18 protein-coding genes are annotated in these 21,434 nt (G+C 60.7%); 7 read left to right on the forward strand and 11 right to left on the reverse strand.

The features are described 5' to 3' along the window. Positions 1–18 precede the first annotated feature (18 nt). The 11 genes from GH665_RS23490 to GH665_RS23540 form a co-directional block, all read right to left on the reverse strand. Entirely contained in the window at positions 19–1,521 is a 1,503-nt protein-coding gene (locus tag GH665_RS23490) for a DHA2 family efflux MFS transporter permease subunit (RefSeq protein ID WP_153139349.1), read from the reverse strand. A 180-nt stretch (positions 1,522–1,701) separates the two neighbouring features. Continuing rightward, positions 1,702–2,379: a glutathione S-transferase family protein gene (locus tag GH665_RS23495; RefSeq protein WP_153139351.1), complete on the reverse strand. Its 678-nt coding sequence runs from the start codon at positions 2,377–2,379 to the stop codon at positions 1,702–1,704. Positions 2,380–2,495: 116 nt separating this feature from the next. Next, positions 2,496–3,719 (reverse strand): dienelactone hydrolase family protein, encoded by a 1,224-nt coding sequence (locus tag GH665_RS23500; RefSeq protein ID WP_153139353.1) that lies wholly within the window; start codon positions 3,717–3,719, stop codon positions 2,496–2,498. A 47-nt stretch (positions 3,720–3,766) separates the two neighbouring features. Continuing rightward, on the reverse strand, positions 3,767–5,407 hold the full coding sequence (locus GH665_RS23505; RefSeq protein WP_153142260.1) for an AMP-binding protein: 1,641 nt from the start codon (positions 5,405–5,407) through the stop codon (positions 3,767–3,769). Positions 5,408–5,481: 74 nt separating this feature from the next. Further along, the gene (locus tag GH665_RS23510) at positions 5,482–5,877 is read right to left on the reverse strand and encodes a RidA family protein (RefSeq protein ID WP_028195359.1); all 396 of its coding nucleotides are present in this window, start codon (positions 5,875–5,877) and stop codon (positions 5,482–5,484) included. Then, positions 5,874–6,317: an acyl-CoA thioesterase gene (locus GH665_RS23515; RefSeq protein WP_153139355.1), complete on the reverse strand. Its 444-nt coding sequence runs from the start codon at positions 6,315–6,317 to the stop codon at positions 5,874–5,876. Before GH665_RS23515 ends, GH665_RS23510 begins: the two co-directional genes overlap by 4 nt. After that, complete coding sequence (locus GH665_RS23520) at positions 6,314–7,504, reverse strand: acyl-CoA dehydrogenase family protein (protein WP_153142261.1); 1,191 nt, start codon at positions 7,502–7,504, stop codon at positions 6,314–6,316. Before GH665_RS23520 ends, GH665_RS23515 begins: the two co-directional genes overlap by 4 nt. Before the next feature lie 19 nt (positions 7,505–7,523). After that, positions 7,524–8,375, reverse strand: a complete 852-nt coding sequence (locus GH665_RS23525; protein ID WP_028195356.1) for an enoyl-CoA hydratase family protein — start codon at positions 8,373–8,375, stop codon at positions 7,524–7,526. A gap of 21 nt (positions 8,376–8,396) precedes the next feature. Further along, complete coding sequence (locus GH665_RS23530) at positions 8,397–8,954, reverse strand: MarR family winged helix-turn-helix transcriptional regulator (protein WP_030099533.1); 558 nt, start codon at positions 8,952–8,954, stop codon at positions 8,397–8,399. Further along, positions 8,951–9,724 carry an SDR family NAD(P)-dependent oxidoreductase gene (locus GH665_RS23535; RefSeq protein ID WP_153139357.1) on the reverse strand — a complete coding sequence of 258 codons (774 nt, stop codon included), beginning with the start codon at positions 9,722–9,724 and terminating at the stop codon, positions 8,951–8,953. The genes GH665_RS23530 and GH665_RS23535 overlap by 4 nt, the downstream gene beginning before the upstream one ends. Further along, entirely contained in the window at positions 9,721–12,093 is a 2,373-nt protein-coding gene (locus tag GH665_RS23540) for a bifunctional salicylyl-CoA 5-hydroxylase/oxidoreductase (RefSeq protein ID WP_153139359.1), read from the reverse strand. Before GH665_RS23540 ends, GH665_RS23535 begins: the two co-directional genes overlap by 4 nt. A gap of 542 nt (positions 12,094–12,635) precedes the next feature. Between GH665_RS23540 and mdeB the strand changes: the two genes are divergently transcribed. From mdeB to GH665_RS23575, 7 genes are all read left to right on the forward strand, one after another. After that, positions 12,636–15,347, forward strand: coding sequence for an alpha-ketoglutarate dehydrogenase (gene mdeB, locus GH665_RS23545; RefSeq protein WP_153139361.1), 2,712 nt, complete (start codon positions 12,636–12,638; stop codon positions 15,345–15,347). 47 nt (positions 15,348–15,394) lie between these two features. Continuing rightward, positions 15,395–16,378, forward strand: coding sequence for a 2-hydroxyacid dehydrogenase (locus GH665_RS23550; protein ID WP_153139363.1), 984 nt, complete (start codon positions 15,395–15,397; stop codon positions 16,376–16,378). A gap of 139 nt (positions 16,379–16,517) precedes the next feature. Further along, positions 16,518–17,105 carry a TetR/AcrR family transcriptional regulator gene (locus tag GH665_RS23555; protein WP_153139365.1) on the forward strand — a complete coding sequence of 196 codons (588 nt, stop codon included), beginning with the start codon at positions 16,518–16,520 and terminating at the stop codon, positions 17,103–17,105. 404 nt (positions 17,106–17,509) lie between these two features. Next, entirely contained in the window at positions 17,510–18,325 is an 816-nt protein-coding gene (locus GH665_RS23560) for a creatininase family protein (protein ID WP_153139367.1), read from the forward strand. A 28-nt stretch (positions 18,326–18,353) separates the two neighbouring features. Then, a complete protein-coding gene (locus GH665_RS23565; RefSeq protein WP_153142262.1) occupies positions 18,354–19,151 on the forward strand; it encodes an ABC transporter ATP-binding protein in 798 nt (265 codons plus the stop codon). 17 nt (positions 19,152–19,168) lie between these two features. Beyond that, positions 19,169–20,035 (forward strand): ABC transporter permease, encoded by an 867-nt coding sequence (locus tag GH665_RS23570; protein ID WP_153139369.1) that lies wholly within the window; start codon positions 19,169–19,171, stop codon positions 20,033–20,035. A gap of 35 nt (positions 20,036–20,070) precedes the next feature. After that, on the forward strand, positions 20,071–21,429 hold the full coding sequence (locus GH665_RS23575) for an FAD-binding oxidoreductase (RefSeq protein ID WP_153139371.1): 1,359 nt from the start codon (positions 20,071–20,073) through the stop codon (positions 21,427–21,429). Positions 21,430–21,434: the final 5 nt, after the last annotated feature.

The raw sequence follows: 21,434 nt of genomic DNA on the forward strand, positions 1-21,434 counted from the left end.
TGCCCCGCGTTGCTCCGGTCAGTAGTTTTCTGTCGCCGCCTCATTGCCGGCGGCGCGAGGCTGATCCGATGCCGACGAGCCGTGTCCGAGCTCATGCGTGTCCGCAGGAGCGCCGCCAGCCTGCCCGGGACGCAACAACAACCCGCCCAGCACACCCGCAGCCGCCGCGAAGATCGCACCGAACAGAAACGCCACGTGGTAGCCGCTATTGAGCGCGGCTGTGGCGCTTTCAGAAGCTTGCATCGCGTCGCTGCGCGCGGCGGCAAGACTTGCCAGCACCGCGAGACCGAGCGCGCCGCCCATCATGAACGACGTATTGACGATACCGGACGCGAGGCCCGAATCGCTCGGGTCGACGTCGCTCATGGCGGCCAGCAGCATGGGATTGAACGCGATGCCCGCACCGAAGCCGAGCAGGATCATGCCGGGCAGCACGTCGAGCACGAAGCTGCCGTTGACCGGCGCCCGTGCGAACAGCGCGAGGCCAACCGCCGCGACCAGCAACCCGGCGGCCAGCGGAAGGCGCAGACCGAAACGCATCACTACGCGCGCCGACAGGCCCAACGAAAAAAACGCCATGATCAGATTGGCCGGCAAAAACGCGAGCCCGACCTGCAAGGGCCGGTAACCGAGCACGCGCTGCAGATACAACGCGGAGATGAAGAACCACGCGAACATTGCCGCCGCCCAGAGTACGCCGACCACGTTGGCGGTCGCGACATTGCGCAGACGGAACAGTCCGAGCGGCATCAACGGATGTTGCACGCGCGCTTCGATAATAAGAAACACGGCCAGCAGCACGAGTGCGGCGAACAGCAGACCCAGCGTTTGCGCCGAGGTCCAGCCGGCTTCATTGCCGTTCACCACCGCGTATACGGCGAGCATTAGCGAAGCCGTGACCGTCACCGCACCGGCTACGTCGAGCCGTTCGCCATGAGCGTGACCGCGCGCGGACGGCAGGAGCGCGACACACAGCGCGTAGACGGCGATGCCAATCGGCAAGTTGACGAGAAAGATCCAGTGCCAGCTCAGCAGGTTGGTCAGCAGGCCGCCGAGCAGGACGCCGATGCTGCCGCCACCCGCGCAGACAAAACCATACACGCCCATCGCTTTGGCCCGTTCGCCGGTCTCGGTGAACAGATTCATGATCAGTGACAGCGACACAGCGGAGACGACCGCACCGCCCAGGCCCTGCACGGCACGCGCGCACACCAGCAGGATTTGCGAGTTCGCCATGCCGCAGGCGAGCGAGGCCAGCGTGAACAGCGTGATGCCGCCTAGAAAAAGCTTGCGGTGGCCGTACAGATCGCCGAGCCGCCCACCCAGCAGCAGACAGCCGCCGAACGTGAGCATGTACGCATTGACCACCCACACCAGCGAGGTCTCGGTAAAACCGAGGTCGGCTGCGATCGACGGCAATGCAACGTTCACGATCGTCGTATCGAGCACGATCATGAGCACGCCGAGGCACAGAACGATCAGTGCCAGCCAGCGCTTGTTGCCGTGGATGGAATGGGTCATGCGGGGACTCCTTTGCCTTGATCGAACGGGTGCGATCGGGTGCGCGCGGATGCCGGACGTTCCGCCGCTCGGCACGAAGTTGGAAACCCGGGCGGCAACCCGTTGATGGCAATGGGGGAATTTAGTCTAGCACTCGCGAGTTTTCAGTCACAACTACGAATTCCTGGGCGGAGCCGGGTGTCAGTCGCCGCCCAGCAGTTCGTACTTGCCGCCGCGCTCCAGCGCCCGCTGATAGGCCGGCCGCGCGTGAATACGCTTCAGGAAATCGACGACAGCGGGAATCTGCCCTTCCATGCCGCCACGTGCGGTGGCGGCTTCCAGCGGAAAGCTCATCTGAACGTCGGCCGCTGTGAAATCGGTGCCGACGAACCAGCCCGTCGCGCCCAATTCCTTATTGATGTAGCCAAGGTGCAGCTTCAACTGCGGATCGATGAAGCTCGACTGCAGCGTCGCGGCGATCTTGCGGGCGATCGGTTTGGCAAAGAAGGGCATCGGCGCGCCAGCGATACGCAGGGCGACCAGCTTGAGCAGCAGCGGCGGCATTGCCGAGCCTTCCGCATAGTGCATCCAGTAGGTGTAGCGCAGACGCTCGGGCGTGCCCGCGGCGGGCGCGAAGCGGCCTTGACCGTACTTGTCGACCAGATACTCGATGATCGCGCCCGATTCGGCGATGGTCTGCCCCTCGTCCACAATCACGGGCGACTTGCCGAGCGGATGGATCGCGCGCAATTCGGGCGGCGCGAGCATCGTTTTCGGGTCACGCTCGTAGCGCTTGATCTCGTACGGAACGCCGAGTTCTTCGAGCAGCCACAACACGCGTTGCGAGCGGGAGTTGTTCAGATGATGGACGATCAGCATGGGGCGAGGGAGGTTGGCCAGTGAAGAGTCACATCATAGGGGTGTTGCGCCGAGGTAGGGCTCTAGTTGCGCCTTGCTGCTCGACCCGGGCAAAACCCGCCAAACCCGGTCAAACGTCACACCCGCGACTTCGTACCCATTAACTGATTCGACGGCAACGTCTCGTCAAGCAGCTTGCGCGCGCTTTCTATGCCGGCCACCGGCAGTCCCTCGGGATTCAGCAAGCCGACCTGCACGAGCACGGAAGCCTGATCCCAGTAGATGTGCTCGTTGTACAGCTTGTCGCCGCGAAAGCACACCACGGCCAGCATCGGCACCTCGAAATACTTGCCGGTTGGCACGACGCCGGGCAGCAGCCAGTCGATTTCGCAGCTATGCGTGCAGCTAAAAATGAACTCGTCGACAATGCGATCGGCGCCGATCGTGCGCGAGATTGGAATCAGCTTCGTATCGGCAGGATTCGAATTGACGAAGTGATGCGTGTAGAAACGCTTGAGCTTGTCGTGGCCTACGCCGCCCGTCATGGTCGGGACGTGATTGACGTAGGGTTGCGCGACCATGGTCGGCATGACCGCATCCACGTCGCGCGTGGCGAACTCGTAGTAGCAGTGAGCCTCCCACAACGCGTTCAGATCGTAAACGGGACCCAGCACTTTGCGCAGCAGCGCGAGCGTGCGCGAATAGGCCATCATCGCGGCCGGTTTGTCGTACTGCGGGCGTGACGGTGCGGCGAACGCATGATCGCAGCCCGGGTACACGTATTGCTCGATCTGTGGACGCGTGCGCAGCGCCGCGCTGATTCGCTCGCGCGTTTCGGGCGGACAATGCGCGTCGTTTTCGGGGAAGTGGAACACCATCGGGCAGCGTACGGCCGGTACTTCATCCAGATTCGCTTCGAGGCCGACGCCGTAGTAACTGACCGCGCAGTCCACGTCAGTGCGTGCCGCGCTCAGGAACGCGAGCTTGCCGCCAAGACAATAACCGACCGCGCCTACCTTGCCGGCCTGCTCGGGCAAGGCACGCAGGGTCGCGACTGTTGCCGCGATATCGTCGACGGCCAGATCGACATCGAAGCGCCCGAGATAATCGAGCGCCTGCTTCATATCGGCCTCGCCGTAGCCGAGCGAAATGCCCGGCTTGATCCGCCAGAACAGATCCGGCACCAGCACCACGTAGCCTTCTTCGGCGAAGCGATCGGCCATCGACTTCATGGTCTCGTTGATGCCGAAAATTTCTTGCAGCAGCACGAGCCTTGGACCCGAGCCTTGCGCCGGACGCGCAATGTAGGCGTTGAAACGGCCGCCATCCTGAGCGACGACTTCGATGAAAGAGTCAGCCATGTGGTGTGTCTCCGATTCCATGCAAATAGTTGCCGCGGAAAGAGGGGCTACTTCAGTGTGCGCAATTCAAAGCGCTTCAGCTTGCCGGTTTCGGTGCGCGGCAGCGACTTCAAGAATACGATGGTGCGCGGATATTTATACGGCGCCACGCTATTCTTCACGAAATCCTGCAGTTGCGCGACCAGTTCGTCACCTGGCGTGTAACCGGGGTTCAGCACCACGAAGGCTTTCACGATTTGCCCGCGCGTTTCGTCGGGCACGCCGATCACGCCGCATTCGGCCACCGCATCATGCTGCAGCAGCACGCTTTCCACTTCCGGACCGGAGATGTTATAGCCGGCGGAGACGATCATGTCGTCGGCGCGGGCCTGATAAAACACGTAACCGTCTTTGTCGAGATAGACCGAGTCGCCGGGGAGGTTCCAGCCGTCGCGTACGAACTTCATCTGGCGTTCGTCGGCCAGGTAGCGGCAGCCGGTCGGCCCGCGCACCGCGAGTTTGCCGATGGTGCCGGCGGGGACAGGCTGCATGTCGTCGTCCACGGCTTGCACCACGTAGCCCGGCACCGCGCGGCCGATCGCATGCGGGCGAATCTCGTCGCCTTGCGCGGAGATGAAAATATGGATCAGCTCGGTGCCGCCGATCCCGTCGATCATGTCGATGCCCGTGGCGTCGTGCCATAGACGGCGTGTCGAATCCGGCAACGCTTCGCCCGCCGAAACCGTTTTCTTCAAGCTTGACACGTCGTGATGCGCGACGAGCGGCGCCATTTGCCGGTAGAAGGTCGGCGCGGTGAACATGATCGTTGCATGAAAGCGTTCGACGGTTTGCAGCAAGGTTTCGGGCGTGAGCCGCTCGATCAGTACCGTCGACGCGCCGACTCGCAGAGGAAAGCACAGCGAGCCACCCAGTCCGAATGTGAAGGCGAGCGGAGGTGTGCCGCAAAACACATCGTTCGATGAAGGCTTCAGAACGTGCCGCGGAAACAGATCGCACATGGCCAGCACGTCACGATGAAAGTGCATGCAGCCTTTCGGTGCACCTGTGGTGCCGCTGGTGAAGGCGATCAGGCAGACGTCGTCAGCGGCGGTGTCGCACGCGGTGAAGTGGTCCGGTTTGTTGCGCGCGAGGGTGTCGAGCGAAGCGGCGGAATCGTCATGAAACAGGCGTGTCTGTTTGAGACCCGCGCAGTAGAACTCGTCCTGGGGATCGTTGCAGCGTGCGAGCTCATCGGTCAGGCGTGCGTCGCATAGCGCGGCACCGACTTGCGCTTTCTCGATGATCTGCTTGAGTTCTTTTGCCCGCAGCAGCGGCATGGTGGGCACCACGACGAGACCGGTCTTGAGCGCGGCGAGCGCCGCCACCGCCATCTGCAAGGTGTTCGGTCCGCGCAGAAGCACGCGGTTGCCCGGCTGCAAACCCATTTCATCGACCAGCACATGCGCGCTGCGATTCACCATGGCAAGCAGTTCGCCGTACGTGGTCGCCTGCGGCTTGCCATCCACGTCGGACCAGATCGCCGGACGGTCGCGATGCCCCGCTTCGATCGTTCTGTCGAGCAGTTCCGTCGCGCAATTGAAGCGCGCCGGGTAGCTAACGTCCGGGTTGTCGAGCAGAAAGACAGGCCATTGATCCTGCGGCGGAAGATTGTCGCGCGCGAAGGTATCGACGTGTGCTGACGGTTCCATCATGGTCTCCCGGGCGTTGAGCCGGCTGAAGGCGCTTCGGTTGGCTTGGTGGGTGGCGTGTTCGTGTGCTTTGCTTACTGGGGAATCACGGCCGTTGCTTCGATCTCGACCTTGGCTTCGTCTTCGATCAATGCAACGACCTGCACCGCGCTCATCGCGATGTCGTAGTCGCCGATCAGCTCGCGAAAGGCGCGGCCGATATCTTTCAGCGAGGCAAGGTATTCGCGTTTATCCGTGACGTACCACGTCAGGCGAACCAGGTGCTCGGGTTTGCCGCCCGCCTCATGCAATACGGCGACGACGTTCCTGAGCGCCTGAATTGCCTGTTGCGCGAAGTCGGCGGTCTGAAAACGCGCCTGTTCGTCCCAACCGATCTGGCCGGCAATGAACACTTGCGTACCGGTTGCGGCAACGCCGTTCGCGTAGCCGCGCGGCTTGATCCAACCAGCGGGAAGGAGAGCTTTTTTCATGAGCGATGTGCCTCGATGGGTTCGGGCTGTGGAGCGAATGTCGCGAGTGCGCTCGCGATGTCGGCGGGAATGTCGATGGAGGTGCCGCTTTCGAGCGACGTGGTCACCAGCACCTGTTTCGCACTGAAGCGGATTTCGTCGCCATGCTGGCCGACGATCTCGATGCTGATCGAACGGCGGCCCACCTTGGCGAGTTTGAGCGATAGCGTGATCGTTTCGCCCATCTGGCTCGGCCGGGAAAACTCGCAATCGAGTTTGACGATCGGCAGGCCGACACGGCGTTGCGCGATCATCTGTGCGTAGTCGATCCGCAGGCCTTCGTTGAACCAGTCTTCAACTAGCGCGTTGGTCATCACCAGATACTGCGGGAAGAACACGATGCCGGCCGGATCGCAGTGCGAAAAGCGGATGCGGACCGGTCTTTCAAAGGTCGGGCTCATTTCGCTGCGTCCTTGCCGGATTCCGCCGCATGCGCTTTCAGGAGATCGCGGCCGACAATCAACTGCTGCACTTCGGTCGCGCCTTCATAGATCCGTAAAGCGCGAATTTCGCGGTACAGCATCTCGACAGGGGTGCCGCTTTGCACGCCCATTCCGCCATAAAGTTGCACGGCGGCGTCGATCACCTGTTGCGCGCCTTCGCTGGCGTGCCACTTGGCCATCGCGGCTTCACGCGTGACGTTTTCGCCCTGATCGCGCAGCCACGCCGCGCGATATACCAGCAACGCGCTGCTGTCGATCGTCAATGCCATCTGCGCGAGCTTGGCCTGCGTCAGTTGGAAATCGCCGAGCGTCTGGCCGAACATCTTGCGCGACGCCGCACGCGCGAGACCTTCAGCCATGGCGTGACGCGCGAATCCCAACGACGCGGCTGCCACCGACGTGCGGAAGATATCCAGCGTACGCATCGCGAGCTTGAAACCTTCGCCGGGTGCGCCAAGCATCTGGCTGCGCGGCACGCGTGCGCCGGCAAAGTGCAAACGCGCGAGCGGATGCGGCGCGATTACGTCGATGCGTTCGGCGATTTCCAGGCCCGGCGTGTCGGCGTCGACGATAAAGGCGGTAATGCCGCGTGCGCCCGGCGCTTCGCCGGTTCTGGCGAACACCACGTAGAAATCCGCGATGCCGCCGTTGGAGATCCACGTCTTGTCGCCGTCGAGTACGTAGAAGTCACCGTCTTCTCGTGCTGAGAGAGCCATTGCGGCGACGTCCGATCCTGCCTCCGGTTCCGACAAAGCGAAGGCGGCGAGAGCCGACCCGTTCGCGACGCGCGGCAAGTAACGCGTCTTTTGCTCATGTGTGCCGCCGAGCGAGATCGCACCGGAGCCGAGCCCTTGCATTGCCAGTGCGAAATCCGCGAGACCGGAATGTTTGGCGAGCGTTTCGCGCAACAGGCACACGGCGCGTGTATCGATGGTGTCGCCATGTCCGCCATAGGCCACGCCGCCAACACCGTATTTCAGCCAGCCTGCGGCACCGAGCTCGCGGACCAGCTGGCGGCAGGTCGCGTCGACGTCATCGTGCTCGACGTGCGAGAGATTGTTGCTGCACCATGCTTCGATACCCTTGGCCAGTTCGCGATGGCGCGGCTCGAAAAAGGGCCACGCGAGCGCGCTGTGCAGATCCATATCGCTGTGAGTGCTCAATTCAATCTCCCTCGAACACAGGGCGCGACTTCGCGGCAAACGCGTTATATGCACGTTCGAAATCGCGGGTGCTCATGCAGATGGCCTGAGCCTGTGCTTCCGATTCAATTGCTTCGTCGATGCTCATGCTCCATTCCTGATGCAGCATCTTCTTCGTGATTCCGTGCGCGAAGGTCGGACCGGCAGCGAGATCGGCGGCGAGCTTTTGCGCTTCCGCGAGGAGCGCCGCCGGGTCGCACAGGCGGTTATAGAAGCCCCATGCGTGGCCTTCGTCGCCACTCGCCGAGCGGCCGGTGAACAGCAGTTCGGCGGCGCGTCCCTGACCGATGATGCGCGGCAGGATCGCGCAGGCGCCCATATCGCAACCGGCGAGGCCGACGCGTGTGAACAAAAATGCGAGTTTGCTGCGCGCGGTGCCGAGCCGCATGTCGGACGACATCGCCAGAATCGCGCCCGCGCCCGCGCATACGCCGTCGACCGCCGCGATGATGGGTTGCGGACAGTGGCGCATTGCCTTGACCAAGTCACCCGTCATGCGGGTGAACAGCAGCAGTTCCGGCATCGGCAGATCGATCAGCGGCGCGATGATGTCGTGCACGTCGCCGCCGGAGCAGAAGTTCTCGCCCGCTCCGTGGATCACGACCGCTTTCACGTCGGTTGCGTAGGCGAGTTGCCGGAACAGATCGCGCAACTCCGCATACGATTCGAAGGTCAGCGGATTCTTGCGCTCGGGGCGGTTCAGCGTGATCGTCGCGACCTTGCCGGCGACCGACCAACCGAAGTGCCGCGCTTCGTAACCGGCGAGTGTCAGGCGGTTGCCGGCCAGCAGCGCGTCGGCATTGGATCGTGTCATGAGTGTCTCCTACAGTGCGAATCAGTCTTTCAGACTGTCGAGCAGATGTTGTTTGAGTTTGCCGAGGCGCTGATGGGTGCGCGATTTTTCGTCGAGGCTCAAGCCGCCGAACAGTTCGACGACCCATTGTTCATGCGCCACCGCCATCTTGTCGAACGCCTTGCGACCCGCGGGGGTCAGGCATACGCTGATCGAGCGGCGGTCGTTCGGATCGGTGTCGCGCGAAACCAGCCCTTCTTTTTCGAGCTGATCCGTAATGCCGGTCACGTTGCCGCCCGTCACCATCAAACGGCGCGACAGCTCGGTCATCTTCAACCCTTCCGGATGACGTTCGAGCTGTGCCATCAGGTCGAAACGCGGCAACGTGGTGTCGAATTCGTTGCGCAGGCGTTTGCGCAATTCGGCTTGCACGAGGTTGGTCGTGGTCAGCATGCGCAGCCACAAACGCAGGCCCATATGACTATCGGCGCCGGTGCTCATTTCCAGATCCACGACGTTCTCCGCAGGTTTGGCAACGCCTTTGCGCGCCGGCTTGGCCTCGGCCGATGGGGGCGTTTTGATATTCGATGACTTGGTCACATTACTTCTCCACCGGAGATGGAAATGGATTGGCCCGTGATCGCGTCCGAGCCGGGCTGGCAGAGCCAAAGCACTGAGTTAGCGACTTGCTCCGGGCTCACGAACCGACGCTGCGGATTCGAGCGAAGCAAGGTTTCGCGCGCTTGCTGTTCCGTGCGCGAGGTCTTGCTGGTGATCTGTTCGAGCGACGCGTGCAGCAGTTCTGTTTCCGTATAACCGGGGCAAACGGCATTGACCGTGATGCCTTTGGTCGCGACTTCCAACGCGAGCGAACGCGTCAGGCCGATCACCCCGTGTTTCGCGGCACAGTACGCCGCGACGTACGCATAACCGATTTGCCCCGCCGTGCTCGCGACATTGACGATGTGGCCGTGACCGCGTTCGAGCATGCCGGGCAGCACGGCACGCGTGCCGAGGAACACGCCGGTGAGATTCACGTCGAGCATGCGCTGCCAGAGCGCCATATCGGTGTGGGTGAAGGGGGCAGCCTGCGCCTGACCCGCGTTGTTGACGAGGATGTCGATTGCACCGGCTTGTGCGAAGGCTTTCTCGACCGATTCTTCGCTGGTGACGTCGACACTGATGCAGGCAACCTCACCGAGCCCCTGGAGTTTTTCCCGCTGCGCATCGAGACGTTGTGCGTTACGGCCCATCAACGTGACGCGGGCGCCGCCCCGCAGCAACGCTTCGGCCACGGCTGCACCGATGCCGCTGCCACCGCCGGTGACGACGGCATGCTGCCCTGCGAGCGTCAAGGTTGGCGTATTCACGTGGTTCCTTCAGCGCGTTGCGCGCGTTCCTGGGCCGACAGACCCGCGTTCGCCGCGGCCTGGGCGCGTTCGCGTTCGAGATTGCGCTCGAGTTGCGACTTGGCCGCCGTATAGGGCTTCGGCCATGCCACGTCGAAGTAGCCTATTTTTGCGGCCTCATTCAACGTCCAGGACGGATTGGCCAGATGGGGCCGCGCTATCGCGCAGAGATCGGCCCGGCCCGCCGCAATGATGCTGTTGACATGGTCCGCTTCCGAGATCGCACCAACGGCGATCGTGGCGATGCCGGCTTCGTTGCGCACGCGGTCGGAGAAGGGCGTCTGGAACATGCGGCCGTACACGGGTTTTTCCTGCTTGCTGACCTGGCCCGACGAGACGTCGATCATGTCGGCACCTGCCGCTTTGAAGGCGCGCGCGATCTGCACGGCGTCGTCGGGCGTGGTGCCTCCGCCGACCCAGTCGTTAGCGGAGATGCGCACGGAGATCGGCTTGTCTTGCGGCCAGACCGCACGGATCGCCTTGAAAACCTGTAACGGATAGCGCAGACGGTTTTCAAGCGAGCCGCCGTATTCGTCGGTCCGCTGGTTGGTCAACGGCGACAGGAAGCTCGACAGAAAATAGCCATGTGCGCAGTGCAATTCGAGCCAATCGAAGCCTGCCTCTGCAGACATTTTCGTAGCGAGTACGAACTGCGCTTCGATTTCATTGAGTTCGTCCCGGGTGGCTTCATGCGAGGTCTGGCTGATACCGCTTAAATACTGTTGGGGCGAAGCGGACACGAGCGGCCAATTGCCTTCGTCAAGCGGCTGGTCGATGCCTTCCCACGCGACACGTGTCGAGCCTTTAGCGCCCGAGTGCCCGAGCTGAATGCCGATTTTCGCATCCGACTGATGATGTACGAGATCGACAATACGCTTCCACGCCGCCAGATGTTCCGGCGCGTACATACCGGGACAGGCGGGCGTGATGCGCGCTTCGGGCGACACGCAGGTCATTTCCGTCATGACGAGCGCGGCGCCGCCCATGGCGCGGGCACCGAGATGCATCAGATGATAGTCACCGGCTACGCCGTCGACAGCGGAGTATTGCGCCATCGGTGAAACGACGACGCGGTTTTTCAGTGTGACGCCACGCAATGTGAAGGGCGTGAACATCGGTGGAACGGAGTGTTTTTCAGGCGCGCGATCAATGCCCGAGCGGTGCGCGAGCCAGTCTTCGAACGTCGATAGATAGCTTGCATCGCGCTCCCGCAGGTTTTCGTGCGAAATGCGCTGCGAGCGCGTAAGCAGCGAGTAGGCGAACTGTTCCGGCTCGAACGACGTATAGCGATCGACATGCTCGAACCATTCCGTCGAATTGCGCGCGGCATTCTGGATGCGCAGCACGTCGATACTGCGCACGTCGGTGTAGTGCTGCAACGCGGCGGCCAGGTCACCCGGATGCGCGCCCATGCTGTTGGCGAGTTCGATCGAATCTTCGAGTGCGAGCTTGGTGCCCGAGCCGATCGAGAAGTGCGCGGTGTGCGCTGCATCGCCCATCAGCACGATCGGTGTTTGCGTGCCGTCGGCATTGCTGCGCCAGTGCACCCATTCCTCATTGACGACGCGCGGGAAGCGAATCCATTGTGACGACCCGCGCAAATGCGCGGCGTTCGAGAGCAACGCGTTGCCGTCCAGGTATTTGGCGAACAGCTTCTCGCAGAACGCGATGCTGTCTTCCTTGCTCATTTCGTCGAGTCCGGCGGCACGCCAAACGCGCTCCGGTGCTTCCACAATAAACGTGGAGGTTTGATCGTCGAAACGATAAGCGTGAGCCTGGAACCAGCCGAACTCCGTTTCTTCAAAGGCGAACGTGAAGGCGTCGAACAGCTTTTTGGTGCCGAGCCAGACGAAGCGGCAATCGCGCATGTCGATTGCGGGCTTGTAAGTCGCTGCATACTTTTGACGGATCGCGCTGTTGGCGCCGTCACAGGCGATGATCAGGTCGGCTTCGTAGGTGGTGTCGTCCGTGACCAGGGTTTCGAAAACCAGCTTGACGCCCAGTTCTTCGCAACGCGCCTGCAGGATATTCAGCAGACGTTTTCTGCCGATGCCGCAGAAACCGTGGCCCGACGAGCGAATCTGGCTGCCGCGGAAATTGATCTCGATGTCGTCCCAGTGATTGAAGGCGTCGAGAATCGCGTCCGCGCTCGGGGCGTCGGCGGCGCGCAGGTTGCCGAGCGTCTGGTCGGAGAACACGACGCCCCAGCCGAAGGTGTCGTAGGGGCGGTTGCGTTCGACCACCGTGACGTCATGCGCCGGGTTCCGGCCCTTCATTAACAGGCCGAAGTACAAGCCGGCCGGGCCGCCGCCGATACATACGATACGCATGCTGACTCTCCAGTGGACTTTGCTCTGGAAAGTAATTTAGGCTTAGATAGTTTAAGTGTCAAGTAAATTGACGGGGTAATCGTATGGGTGGGCTTGGGGTGATCGGAAGAAATAAAGTCGGTCGGGGTGAAATATAGACATCCAACCGTCCCGTTGCCAGCAACTGGAGAGTGCCGCGAACGATTGAAATGAGTCTCGATCGAGATCGCGCCGCCATAAACACGGTCCCGGCGTTCAGCGCGGCGTTCCGGTCAAGCTCCTCGATGGGCCCGATGCCGGGCGCAAGAAAACGGTCGCCGCTTTGCTGTTGAGCTAGCGCGGGCCCATGCGCCGGCGACGCAGTAGCACGGCAGATTGGGAGGGGGCGCAGGTGCGTGCCGAGAGGTTTGGCCGATAGGTTTCGACGACCGCGGCATACTTGAATCGAAAAGCACCGAACAACAGCGCATCCATGCTGAATTCACTGCGGCGTGCCGTGCAATGCGGCATCAAATTTTTACGGAGCTTCCATAAAATGAATATCACAAAACGGAGACTCTGCGATGACGAATCTTGCCCTTCCTCCTCAGTTCGCTTTACCCCAAACCGCCGCACCGGTAGACGACGATCCGCAGGAAACGCTTGAGTGGCTTGAGGCGCTTGAAGCTGTCGTAGCGCATTGTGGGCAGGAACGCGGCCTTTTCCTGCTGCGCAAACTGCTTGACGCAGCGCCGCTGCTGGGACTGACGACAACGGTGCCAAGCAATACACCCTATGCCAACACAATTTCCGTTGAGCGCCAGCGACCCTATCCAGGTAATCTGAAAATCGAGGAGCGTATTACGGCTATTGTGCGTTGGAATGCACTCGCTATGGTGGTACGGGCGAACAAGGCCTATGGTGAGCTCGGTGGACACATCTCGAGCTATGCATCGGCGGCAGACCTCTTCGAACTCGGTTTCAATCATTTCTTCCGCGCGAAAAGCACGGTCGGCGGCAGCAACCAGGGCAGCGACCTTGTCTACTTTCAGCCCCATTCGGCGCCCGGCGTATATGCCCGCGCATTTCTCGAAGGGCGTTTGTCGGAACAGCAACTGGAGAACTTTCGCCGTGAGACAGGTGGCAAGGGGTTGTGCTCGTATCCGCACCCTTGGCTGATGCCCGACTTCTGGCAGTTTCCCACCGGGTCGATGGGGTTAGGCCCGATCCAGTCTGTCTACCAGGCGCGCTTCATGCGCTACCTCCAACATCGAGGGCTGGCGCAAACGGGCGAACGGCACGTATGGGGCGTGTTCGGCGACGGCGAGATGGATGAGCCGGAGTCGATCGGCGCCATCCCGCTGGCAGCGCGTGAGAAGCTCGATAACCTGACCTTCGTGATCAACTGCAACTTGCAACGTCTCGATGGTCCGGTGCGGGGCAATGGGCAAATCGTGCAGGAGTTGGAAGCGCTGTTTCGCGGCGCGGGCTGGAATGTGATCAAGGTGTTGTGGGGCAGCGCGTGGGATCCGATTTTCGCTCGCGACCACTCGGGCGCGTTGCTTCGTGCATTTGCGTCGACAATGGACGGCCAGTATCAGACTTATAAGGCGAAGGACGGGCAGTACGGGCTCGACCATTTCTTCGGCCAGAACGACGCGCTGAAGTCGCTCGTCACCCACATGACACCCGGTGATGTTGCGGCACTGAACCGCGGCGGACATGACTTGCGCAAGCTTTACGCAGCCTTCGACGCGGCACGCAAACACAAGGGGCAGCCCACCGTAATCCTCGCGAAGACGATTAAAGGTTACGGCATGGGTCGCGCCGGGGAGGCGCAAAACACGACGCATCAGCAGAAAAAACTCGATGTCGAGGCCCTGAAGGAGTTCCGCGACCGCTTCCAGCTTGGCCTCACGGACGATGACCTCGAGCACATGCGCTTTTACAAGCCGGCCGACGACAGCGAGGAAATGCGTTACCTGCATGAACGTCGCGAAGCGCTCGGCGGTTATCTCCCGGCACGGCAGAAACGAGCGGAGGCGGTCGCTGTGCCGCCGCTTGCGCAACATGCCCAGTTCGCATTGGCAGCGAGCGACAAGGAGATGTCAACGACCATGGCGATGGTGCGGATGTTGACCACACTCCTGAAAGACAAGGTGCTTGGGCCGCGTATCGTACCGATCGTCGCCGACGAGGCGCGCACCTTCGGGATGGCAAGCCTGTTCCGGCAAGTTGGGATCTATTCGTCGCAGGGGCAGTTATACGAGCCGGAAGATGCGGGTTCGATTTTGTACTACCGCGAGGACGTCAGCGGTCAGATTCTCGAAGAGGGTATTACCGAAGCCGGTGCGATGTCGTCATGGATCGCAGCCGGCACGTCCTACAGCACGCATGGTACCGCGATGCTGCCACTCTATATCTACTACTCGATGTTTGGCTTCCAGCGCATCGGCGATCTGATCTGGGCGGCAGCCGACCAGCGCGCGCGGGGGTTTCTGGTAGGCGCCACGGCCGGTCGCACGACGCTCTCGGGCGAAGGTTTGCAACACCAGGATGGCACGAGTCACGTCATGGCGGCAACCATTCCCAACTGCCGGGCGTACGATCCGGCGTATGCATACGAGCTGGCAGTGATCGTTGACGATGGTATGCGCAGAATGATGGAGCGGCAGGAGGATGTCTTCTACTACCTCACGGTAATGAACGAAAACTACGCTCAGCCGACGATGCCGGAGGGAGTCGAAGAGGATATCGTGCGCGGGATGTACCGCCTTGCGAGCGTGCAACCTGCTCAGTCACGCGGTAAGGTTCGTCTGCTCGGCAGCGGTACCATCCTGCGCGAGGTGGAGGCCGCCGCGCAGCTTCTCGCCGACGACTGGCAAATCGAAAGCGAAGTGTTCAGCGTAACGAGTTTCTCCGAACTCGAGCGCGACGCACGCGAGACTGCACGTCAGCGCTTGCATCATCCGGATGCGATCACTCCGCGTGCGCACCTCGAGACGATGCTGGCGGGCAAGGAGCCGGTGATTGCCGCCACCGACTATGTCCGGGCATATCCGCAATTGATCGCACCGTATCTTGCTGCTCCGTTCTCAGTTCTGGGTACCGACGGATTTGGTCGAAGCGACAATCGTGCTTCATTGCGCCGCTTCTTTGAAGTCGACCGCGCCTACATCTGTGTGACGTCGCTGCGCGCGCTTGCCGATCAGGGGCTGTTGCCGGCATCAGTCGTGAGCGACGCGCTGATCCGGTACGGCATGGACGCAAACAAGCCCAACCCGGCTACGGTCTAGCGGGACGGACAAGCATGAGAATCCTGTCGACTCTCAAGGAACCTGGTGTGAAAGAAAAAATCCTGATTACCCGCAAGGTGTTTCCGTCCGTGGTTGGGCGCCTCCGGGAGCATTTTGACGTCGAAATCAACGATGCGGACCACATATATGCGCCGAAAGAATTACGCGTGCGTCTACAGGGCAAAGTCGGGGCACTCGTGAGCGCGACGGAAATAATCGACGCGCCACTTGTGCAGGATTGCTCAACGCTACGAGCCGTTGCCAATATTGCGGTCGGATACAACAATCTGGATCTGGCGGCGCTGTCGGCGGCTGGCGTCGTGGCGACCAATACGCCGGACGTGCTGACTGAAACCACGGCCGATTTCGGCTGGGCGCTCCTCATGGCGACCGCGCGCCGCACAGGCGAAGCAGAGCGCTGGTTGAGGCTGGGTCTATGGGACAAATGGGCCCTTGACATGTTTCTCGGGGTGGACATTCATGGCACATCGCTGGGTATTCTCGGCATGGGTCGTATCGGGCGCGCGGTGGCGCAGCGGGCCCGCGGCTTCGGTATGACGGTGAGGTATCACGATCGCGGGCCTATCGCGTTGGCAGACGAAGGCGGTGCGCAGTTTTGCAGTAAGGAGGAACTGCTGGGCATGTCGGACCATCTGATCATCACGATGCCGTATGGCCCGGCAGCGCATCATACGATCGGGCAGCGTGAGCTTGCGTTGATGAAGCCGACGGCCACACTCATCAACATCTCTCGTGGCGGTCTGGTCGACGAAGACGCGCTCGCCGATGCGCTAGCCGAGAACCGGCTGGCAGGAGCCGGCCTCGACGTATTCGAACGAGAGCCCTTCGTCTGTCCGAGGTTGCTTGCCAACGCGAAGGTGGTCGCCACACCTCATATCGCGAGCGCAAGTCTGAAGACGCGCCTTGCGATGGCCGATCTCGCCGCCGACAACCTGATCGCCGCCTTGGGGTACGGAGCGTGTGCCGGCCAGCCTCCGTCACCATTGAACCCGGAGGTGTTGCGCGGCTGATTGAGGGCGGGCGTCCAACGGGTGCCCGGTGCTCCATGCGTTAGAATGCGTCACTGGAAACATCCAGACGGATCATTCGAGGACGGATCCTGTGGCGCACACCGGGCAGACAAAAACGAAACGCTCGCGCTCCGAAGTGATGGACGCGATACGAAATGCAGCGATCGCGGAGTTCGCGCTGCATGGGCTGAAGGGGGCATCGACCCAGGGCATCGCTGAGCGTGCAGGCTTATCGAAGCCACAACTCCATTACTACATCGAGAGTAAGGAAGACCTGTACGAAAAAATTCTTCAGCACGTGGTCGAGGAATGGACTCGTGTGTTTTCGTTTGGCGAAGTCGACCGCGGTCCCCAGCAGGTCCTGTCCGATTACATTCGCAAGAAGCTGGATTTCTCGTTCGACCAGCCGCTCCTGTCTCGTATCTTCGCCAACGAGATGATGCGTGGGGCACCCGTCTTAATGCCGATGATGAGCCGTCCACGCATGCGTACCGCTCAGGCGGTTGCATGCATCAATAGCTGGATCGAGGCGGGTCTCATGCGGCCACTCGATCCGATGCTCCTGATGATGAATATCTGGTCTCTGACCCAGCACTTTGCCGACTTTGAATTTCAGGCGCGCTACATGTTGCGCGTGAAAGAGGGGCAGCCGCTCGATCGCGAACACATCGTCGCGGAAGTGACCGCATTCGTCATGCACGGTTGCGGCATCACACGCTCTGCGTAATACACCGCCGTTCCGATTCTTAGGGCGGCGTCACCTTTTCCCAACATCCCTCTTTCGTCGCTAGTCGACACACGCCGCCGCCGATTTCCGCGGCGCGTCAATTCACCCTTTCACGTCTTCCCGCGAGTCACTTGCGCCCGCCGCGATTCTTCTGATGATTCAACGCGGCAGGACTTGCTGCGCCGCACGATTATTTCATTTGGCATCCTACCCAAAAGACATTGCAGCCAAAAACAATGTCAACCGGAAAATAAATGACCATATGGTTTGACCGATTGGTCAAATCGTCTATCATGATTTCGAAGCCAGTCGTTGCAGCACAGATCTGAGCCAGCGGGAGCCCTCGCTTCAACCGGCTCGCGAAACCAGGCATTCGGTGAATGCCGAGAAAAGAGGAGCAGGAGATGTCGTCGATCACCAAGCGTTTTTGGGCCGAATACACGAGCAAGGAGTTCTCCCGTCTTGACCGCGAGCGGCTGATCGCGGTGCTGCCGGTCGCCGCCATCGAGCAGCATGGGCCGCATCTGCCTATGTCTGTGGATACCACGACGATCGATGGACTCGTCGAAGCGATCATTCCGCGTCTGTCCGGCGAGTTGCCGGTGGTGTTTCTGCCGACTCAAAGCATCGGCAAGAGCAATGAACACGCTCGCTATCCTGGCACCTTGACTTTTTCAGCCGAGACCTTGATTCGCATGTGGAGCGAGATCGGTGCCTGCGTCGCAGCGGCCGGCGTGAAGAAACTAGTGCTGTTCAACAGTCATGGCGGACAGGGGGCCGTGATGGATATCGTCGCGCGCGATCTGCGTCAACGTTTCGGGATGATGGTCGTCGCGTCGAACTGGTACACGCTCGGCATGCCCGACGCGCTCTTCAATGACGAGGAAATGAAACACGGGATCCACGCGGGCGACGTCGAAACGTCGATCCTGCTCGCCATGCGGCCGGAGCTTGTTGCGATGGACGAAGCGCGCCACTTCGTTTCGCTCACGAAGGAAATGAGCGAGCGCTACCGCTATCTGTCAATTGGCGCGAGCGGCAAGCTCGGATGGCAGACGCACGATCTGAATCCCGCCGGAGCCTGCGGCAACGCCGCGGCCGCGACCGCGGACAAAGGACGACGTGTGATCGATCACGTCGTCACCCAGTTTATCGAGTTGCTGCGTGAAGTCGACGACGCGCCGCTCGCATGGCTGGAAAACGAACCCGAGTGGCATTGAACGGCTCTTTCAACTGATCGGTGACGGCATGGAGACAAGCATGACGCAGGCCCCGTTAGTTCATCTAAGGGACGTACACAAAAAATATTCGAACGGCACGATCGCGCTTAACGGCATGTCGCTCGAGGTGGGAAGTCACGAATTTATCAGTTTTCTCGGACCGTCTGGCTGTGGCAAGAGCACGGCGCTGCGGATGATCGCGGGGCTGTCGTCGATCTCTGGCGGCACGATCGAATGGACCGCGAAAACCGGGATTGAAGATGCACGTACGCATGACATCAGCTTTGTTTTCCAGGAGCCAACGCTGATGCCCTGGTCGTCGGTATTTGAGAATGTCTACCTGCCTCTGAAGCTGCGAGGCGAATCGCGGGAGCGTGCACGTCCCAGGGTCGAGGAAGCGCTGGCAATGGTCGGACTGTCGCGTTTTGCGAATGTCTATCCGCGTGAACTGTCGGGCGGCATGAAGATGCGGGTCTCAATTGCGCGGGCGATGGTGACGCGTCCGCGTCTGCTGTTGATGGATGAGCCTTTCGCGGCTCTCGACGAAATGACCCGCATCAAACTGAACAACGATTTGCTCAAGCTTTGGCAAGAGCACAAGTTCACAGTGATCTTTGTGACGCACAGCGTCTACGAGTCAGTCTATCTCTCGAATCGCGTGGTGGTGATGGCAAGTCGACCGGGGCGTGTGATCGACGAGATCGCTATTCCGGCGCCCTATCCGCGTGGTGAAGCGTATCGCGAATCAGCGCAGTACACACAGTTATGCCGCGAAACGTCGACTAGCCTGCACCGGGCGATGGACTCGTCCGACATCGATCATTGAATGAGAGAGGAATCGGTATGTCTTCTTCAGTACAAACCTTGAAGGTGGACGTCTCGTCCAATGCGACCGCAATCGCGGATGCAGCCAGGCAGCGCGTACGGCGCGAACGCTTCCTGCGCTGCGCGGTGCCGACCGCCTGGTTGCTTGCCGCAGTGCTGCTCTGGGAAATCCTGGTGCGTGTGAATCACGTGCCTGATTACATCATTCCGGCACCGAGTGTGATTTTGCGCACACTGATTGAGAACTGGGGTTCATTGTCGTTGTCGCTGCTGTTCACATTGAAGCTGACCTTCATGTCGCTTGCGCTTGCGATTGTGGGGGGCGTTGCACTGGCCATGTTGTTCGCGCTCTCGCGTTGGGTTGAGCTTAGCTTCTTTCCGTTTGCAGTCATCTTGCAGGTCACACCTGTCATTGCGATCGCGCCTCTGATTCTGATCTACGTCGACAGTACATTTTCCGCGCTGTTGATTTGTGCATGGATCGTCGCCTTTTTCCCGATCCTGTCGAACACCGTTATCGGTCTCCGAAGCGCCGACCACAATCTGCGTGACTTATTCGGGCTGTACCGGGCGACACCGTGGCAGCGTCTGCGCTATCTGCTTGCTCCGAGTGCGCTGCCGTACTTCCTGGGCGGCTTGAAGATCGCCGGTGGTCTCTCGCTCGTCGGCGCCATCGTGGCCGAGTTCACGGCAGGCGCGGCTGGCCGTCAAACGGGTTTGGCGTCGCGCATCCTGGAAGCGACGTTTAGAAACGAGATCCCGAAGATGTTTGCCGCTCTCCTGCTTGTCTCGCTGTGCGGCATCAGTATCTTTTTGCTCTTCAATTGGCTTTCCAAGGCGGTGCTTAGAGGCTGGCACGAGAGCGAAATCGATCGTGACGCATGAAGCAGAACCGACATTCGGCATCAAGGATAGAAGATATGAACAACAGAGACATTGATTGGGTCCGGTTTGCCGGTGAGTTGAATGGAATCCGGACGATCGCAAGCGGAGGCCAATTGCGTGGGCGATCACGTGATTTCTCGTGGTATAGCCCAATTCTCAATGCGCAATTGAAGGACTGCGTTGCAGATCTGGTTGTCTTTCCGCGTAATGAAGAGGAGGTAATCCGCATCGCGGCGGCGGTGTCGCGCCGGGGGGTGCCCCTAACCATACGCGGCGGCGGCACCGGCAACTATGGCCAGTGCGTGCCGCTGCAGGGTGGCGTCGTGATGGACATGACGGAACTGAAAGCAGTGCGGGAGATTCGGCCCGGTTCGGTACGCGTTGAGGCGGGTGCGCGGATCGGTGAATTGCAGGAAGCGGTCAGGGCATCCGGCCAGGACCTGCTGATGTTTCCCTCCACATTGCGCGTCGCGACAATAGGAGGGTTCATTGCAGGCGGCTATGCCGGTGTCGGTTCCATCCGGCATGGCATTCTCAAGGACACGGACAACGTCCGCTGCATTCGTGTCGTTACTGTGGAGGAGATACCGCGCGTTGTCGAACTGCGTGGTGCCGATATTCAGAAGGTGCATCACGCGTTCGGCACGAACGGCATCATCACCGAGCTCGAACTGACACTGAAGCCGGCGCTCGACTGGTTGCACACGATCACGCTATTCGAGCATTACGGCGATGCATTGCGCTTCTGCAAGGCGGCCAGCACGCCGGAACTCGATCTGTTTCTGCTGACGTCGGTGGAGAAGGGTTTCGCACCGTTTTATGAACACCTGGGCGAACGCTTTCCGGACGACCGTAACGCTGTGTTTGCGATGGTCAGCCCGGCATCGATCGATCAGTACCGTAGCTTGGCGACCTCCCATGGTGGGATGGAATCGCTCAGCATGAATGCGGATGAACTCGAAGCGAGCGAACTTCCGCCTGCGTATGAATGCGCGTACAACCATACGACGCTGCAGGCTCTGAAGATCGACAAGCAGTGGACCTATCTTCAGATTGCTCATCCGCAACCGTTCGACGTTGAGCTTTGCGAGCAACTCGCGCAGCGATTCGGTGACGAAATTTACTGGCACCACGAGTTTGCGAAGCAGTTCGGCGAGTACCAGGTGTTCGGCATTCCGTTGGTACGTTTTACCACCGCCGAGCGTCAGTACGAAATCATGCGCATCTTCGAATCACTCGGCTGTGCAACCTTCGACCCTCATGTCGTCACGATTGAGGACGGCGGTATGAAAGAAATCGATCTGTCGCAAATCGACTTCAAGCGGCAGGCGGATCCGAAAGGCTTGCTTAATCCCGGAAAGATGCGCGGCTGGGAGACGGTCGTGGCCGAATAGGGAAT

The organism is Paraburkholderia agricolaris, assembly GCF_009455635.1.
GTDB classification, from domain to species: Bacteria; Pseudomonadota; Gammaproteobacteria; order Burkholderiales; family Burkholderiaceae; genus Paraburkholderia; species Paraburkholderia agricolaris.

What these genes read in the sequence shown, in the direction of transcription:
- GH665_RS23570 (WP_153139369.1), top strand. Translation starts at nt 19,169, where the DNA reads ATGTCTTCTTCAGTACAAACCTTGAAGGTGGACGTCTCGTCCAATGCG.
- GH665_RS23560 (WP_153139367.1), top strand. Translation starts at nt 17,510, where the DNA reads ATGTCGTCGATCACCAAGCGTTTTTGGGCCGAATACACGAGCAAGGAG.
- GH665_RS23505 (WP_153142260.1), bottom strand. Translation starts at nt 5,407, where the DNA reads ATGGAACCGTCAGCACACGTCGATACCTTCGCGCGCGACAATCTTCCG.
- GH665_RS23565 (WP_153142262.1), top strand. Translation starts at nt 18,354, where the DNA reads ATGGAGACAAGCATGACGCAGGCCCCGTTAGTTCATCTAAGGGACGTA.
- GH665_RS23555 (WP_153139365.1), top strand. Translation starts at nt 16,518, where the DNA reads ATGGACGCGATACGAAATGCAGCGATCGCGGAGTTCGCGCTGCATGGG.
- GH665_RS23495 (WP_153139351.1), bottom strand. Translation starts at nt 2,379, where the DNA reads ATGCTGATCGTCCATCATCTGAACAACTCCCGCTCGCAACGCGTGTTG.
- GH665_RS23520 (WP_153142261.1), bottom strand. Translation starts at nt 7,504, where the DNA reads ATGGATCTGCACAGCGCGCTCGCGTGGCCCTTTTTCGAGCCGCGCCAT.
- GH665_RS23510 (WP_028195359.1), bottom strand. Translation starts at nt 5,877, where the DNA reads ATGAAAAAAGCTCTCCTTCCCGCTGGTTGGATCAAGCCGCGCGGCTAC.
- GH665_RS23575 (WP_153139371.1), top strand. Translation starts at nt 20,071, where the DNA reads ATGAACAACAGAGACATTGATTGGGTCCGGTTTGCCGGTGAGTTGAAT.
- GH665_RS23540 (WP_153139359.1), bottom strand. Translation starts at nt 12,093, where the DNA reads ATGCGTATCGTATGTATCGGCGGCGGCCCGGCCGGCTTGTACTTCGGC.
- GH665_RS23515 (WP_153139355.1), bottom strand. Translation starts at nt 6,317, where the DNA reads ATGAGCCCGACCTTTGAAAGACCGGTCCGCATCCGCTTTTCGCACTGC.
- GH665_RS23525 (WP_028195356.1), bottom strand. Translation starts at nt 8,375, where the DNA reads ATGACACGATCCAATGCCGACGCGCTGCTGGCCGGCAACCGCCTGACA.
- GH665_RS23490 (WP_153139349.1), bottom strand. Translation starts at nt 1,521, where the DNA reads ATGACCCATTCCATCCACGGCAACAAGCGCTGGCTGGCACTGATCGTT.
- GH665_RS23500 (WP_153139353.1), bottom strand. Translation starts at nt 3,719, where the DNA reads ATGGCTGACTCTTTCATCGAAGTCGTCGCTCAGGATGGCGGCCGTTTC.
- mdeB (WP_153139361.1), top strand. Translation starts at nt 12,636, where the DNA reads ATGACGAATCTTGCCCTTCCTCCTCAGTTCGCTTTACCCCAAACCGCC.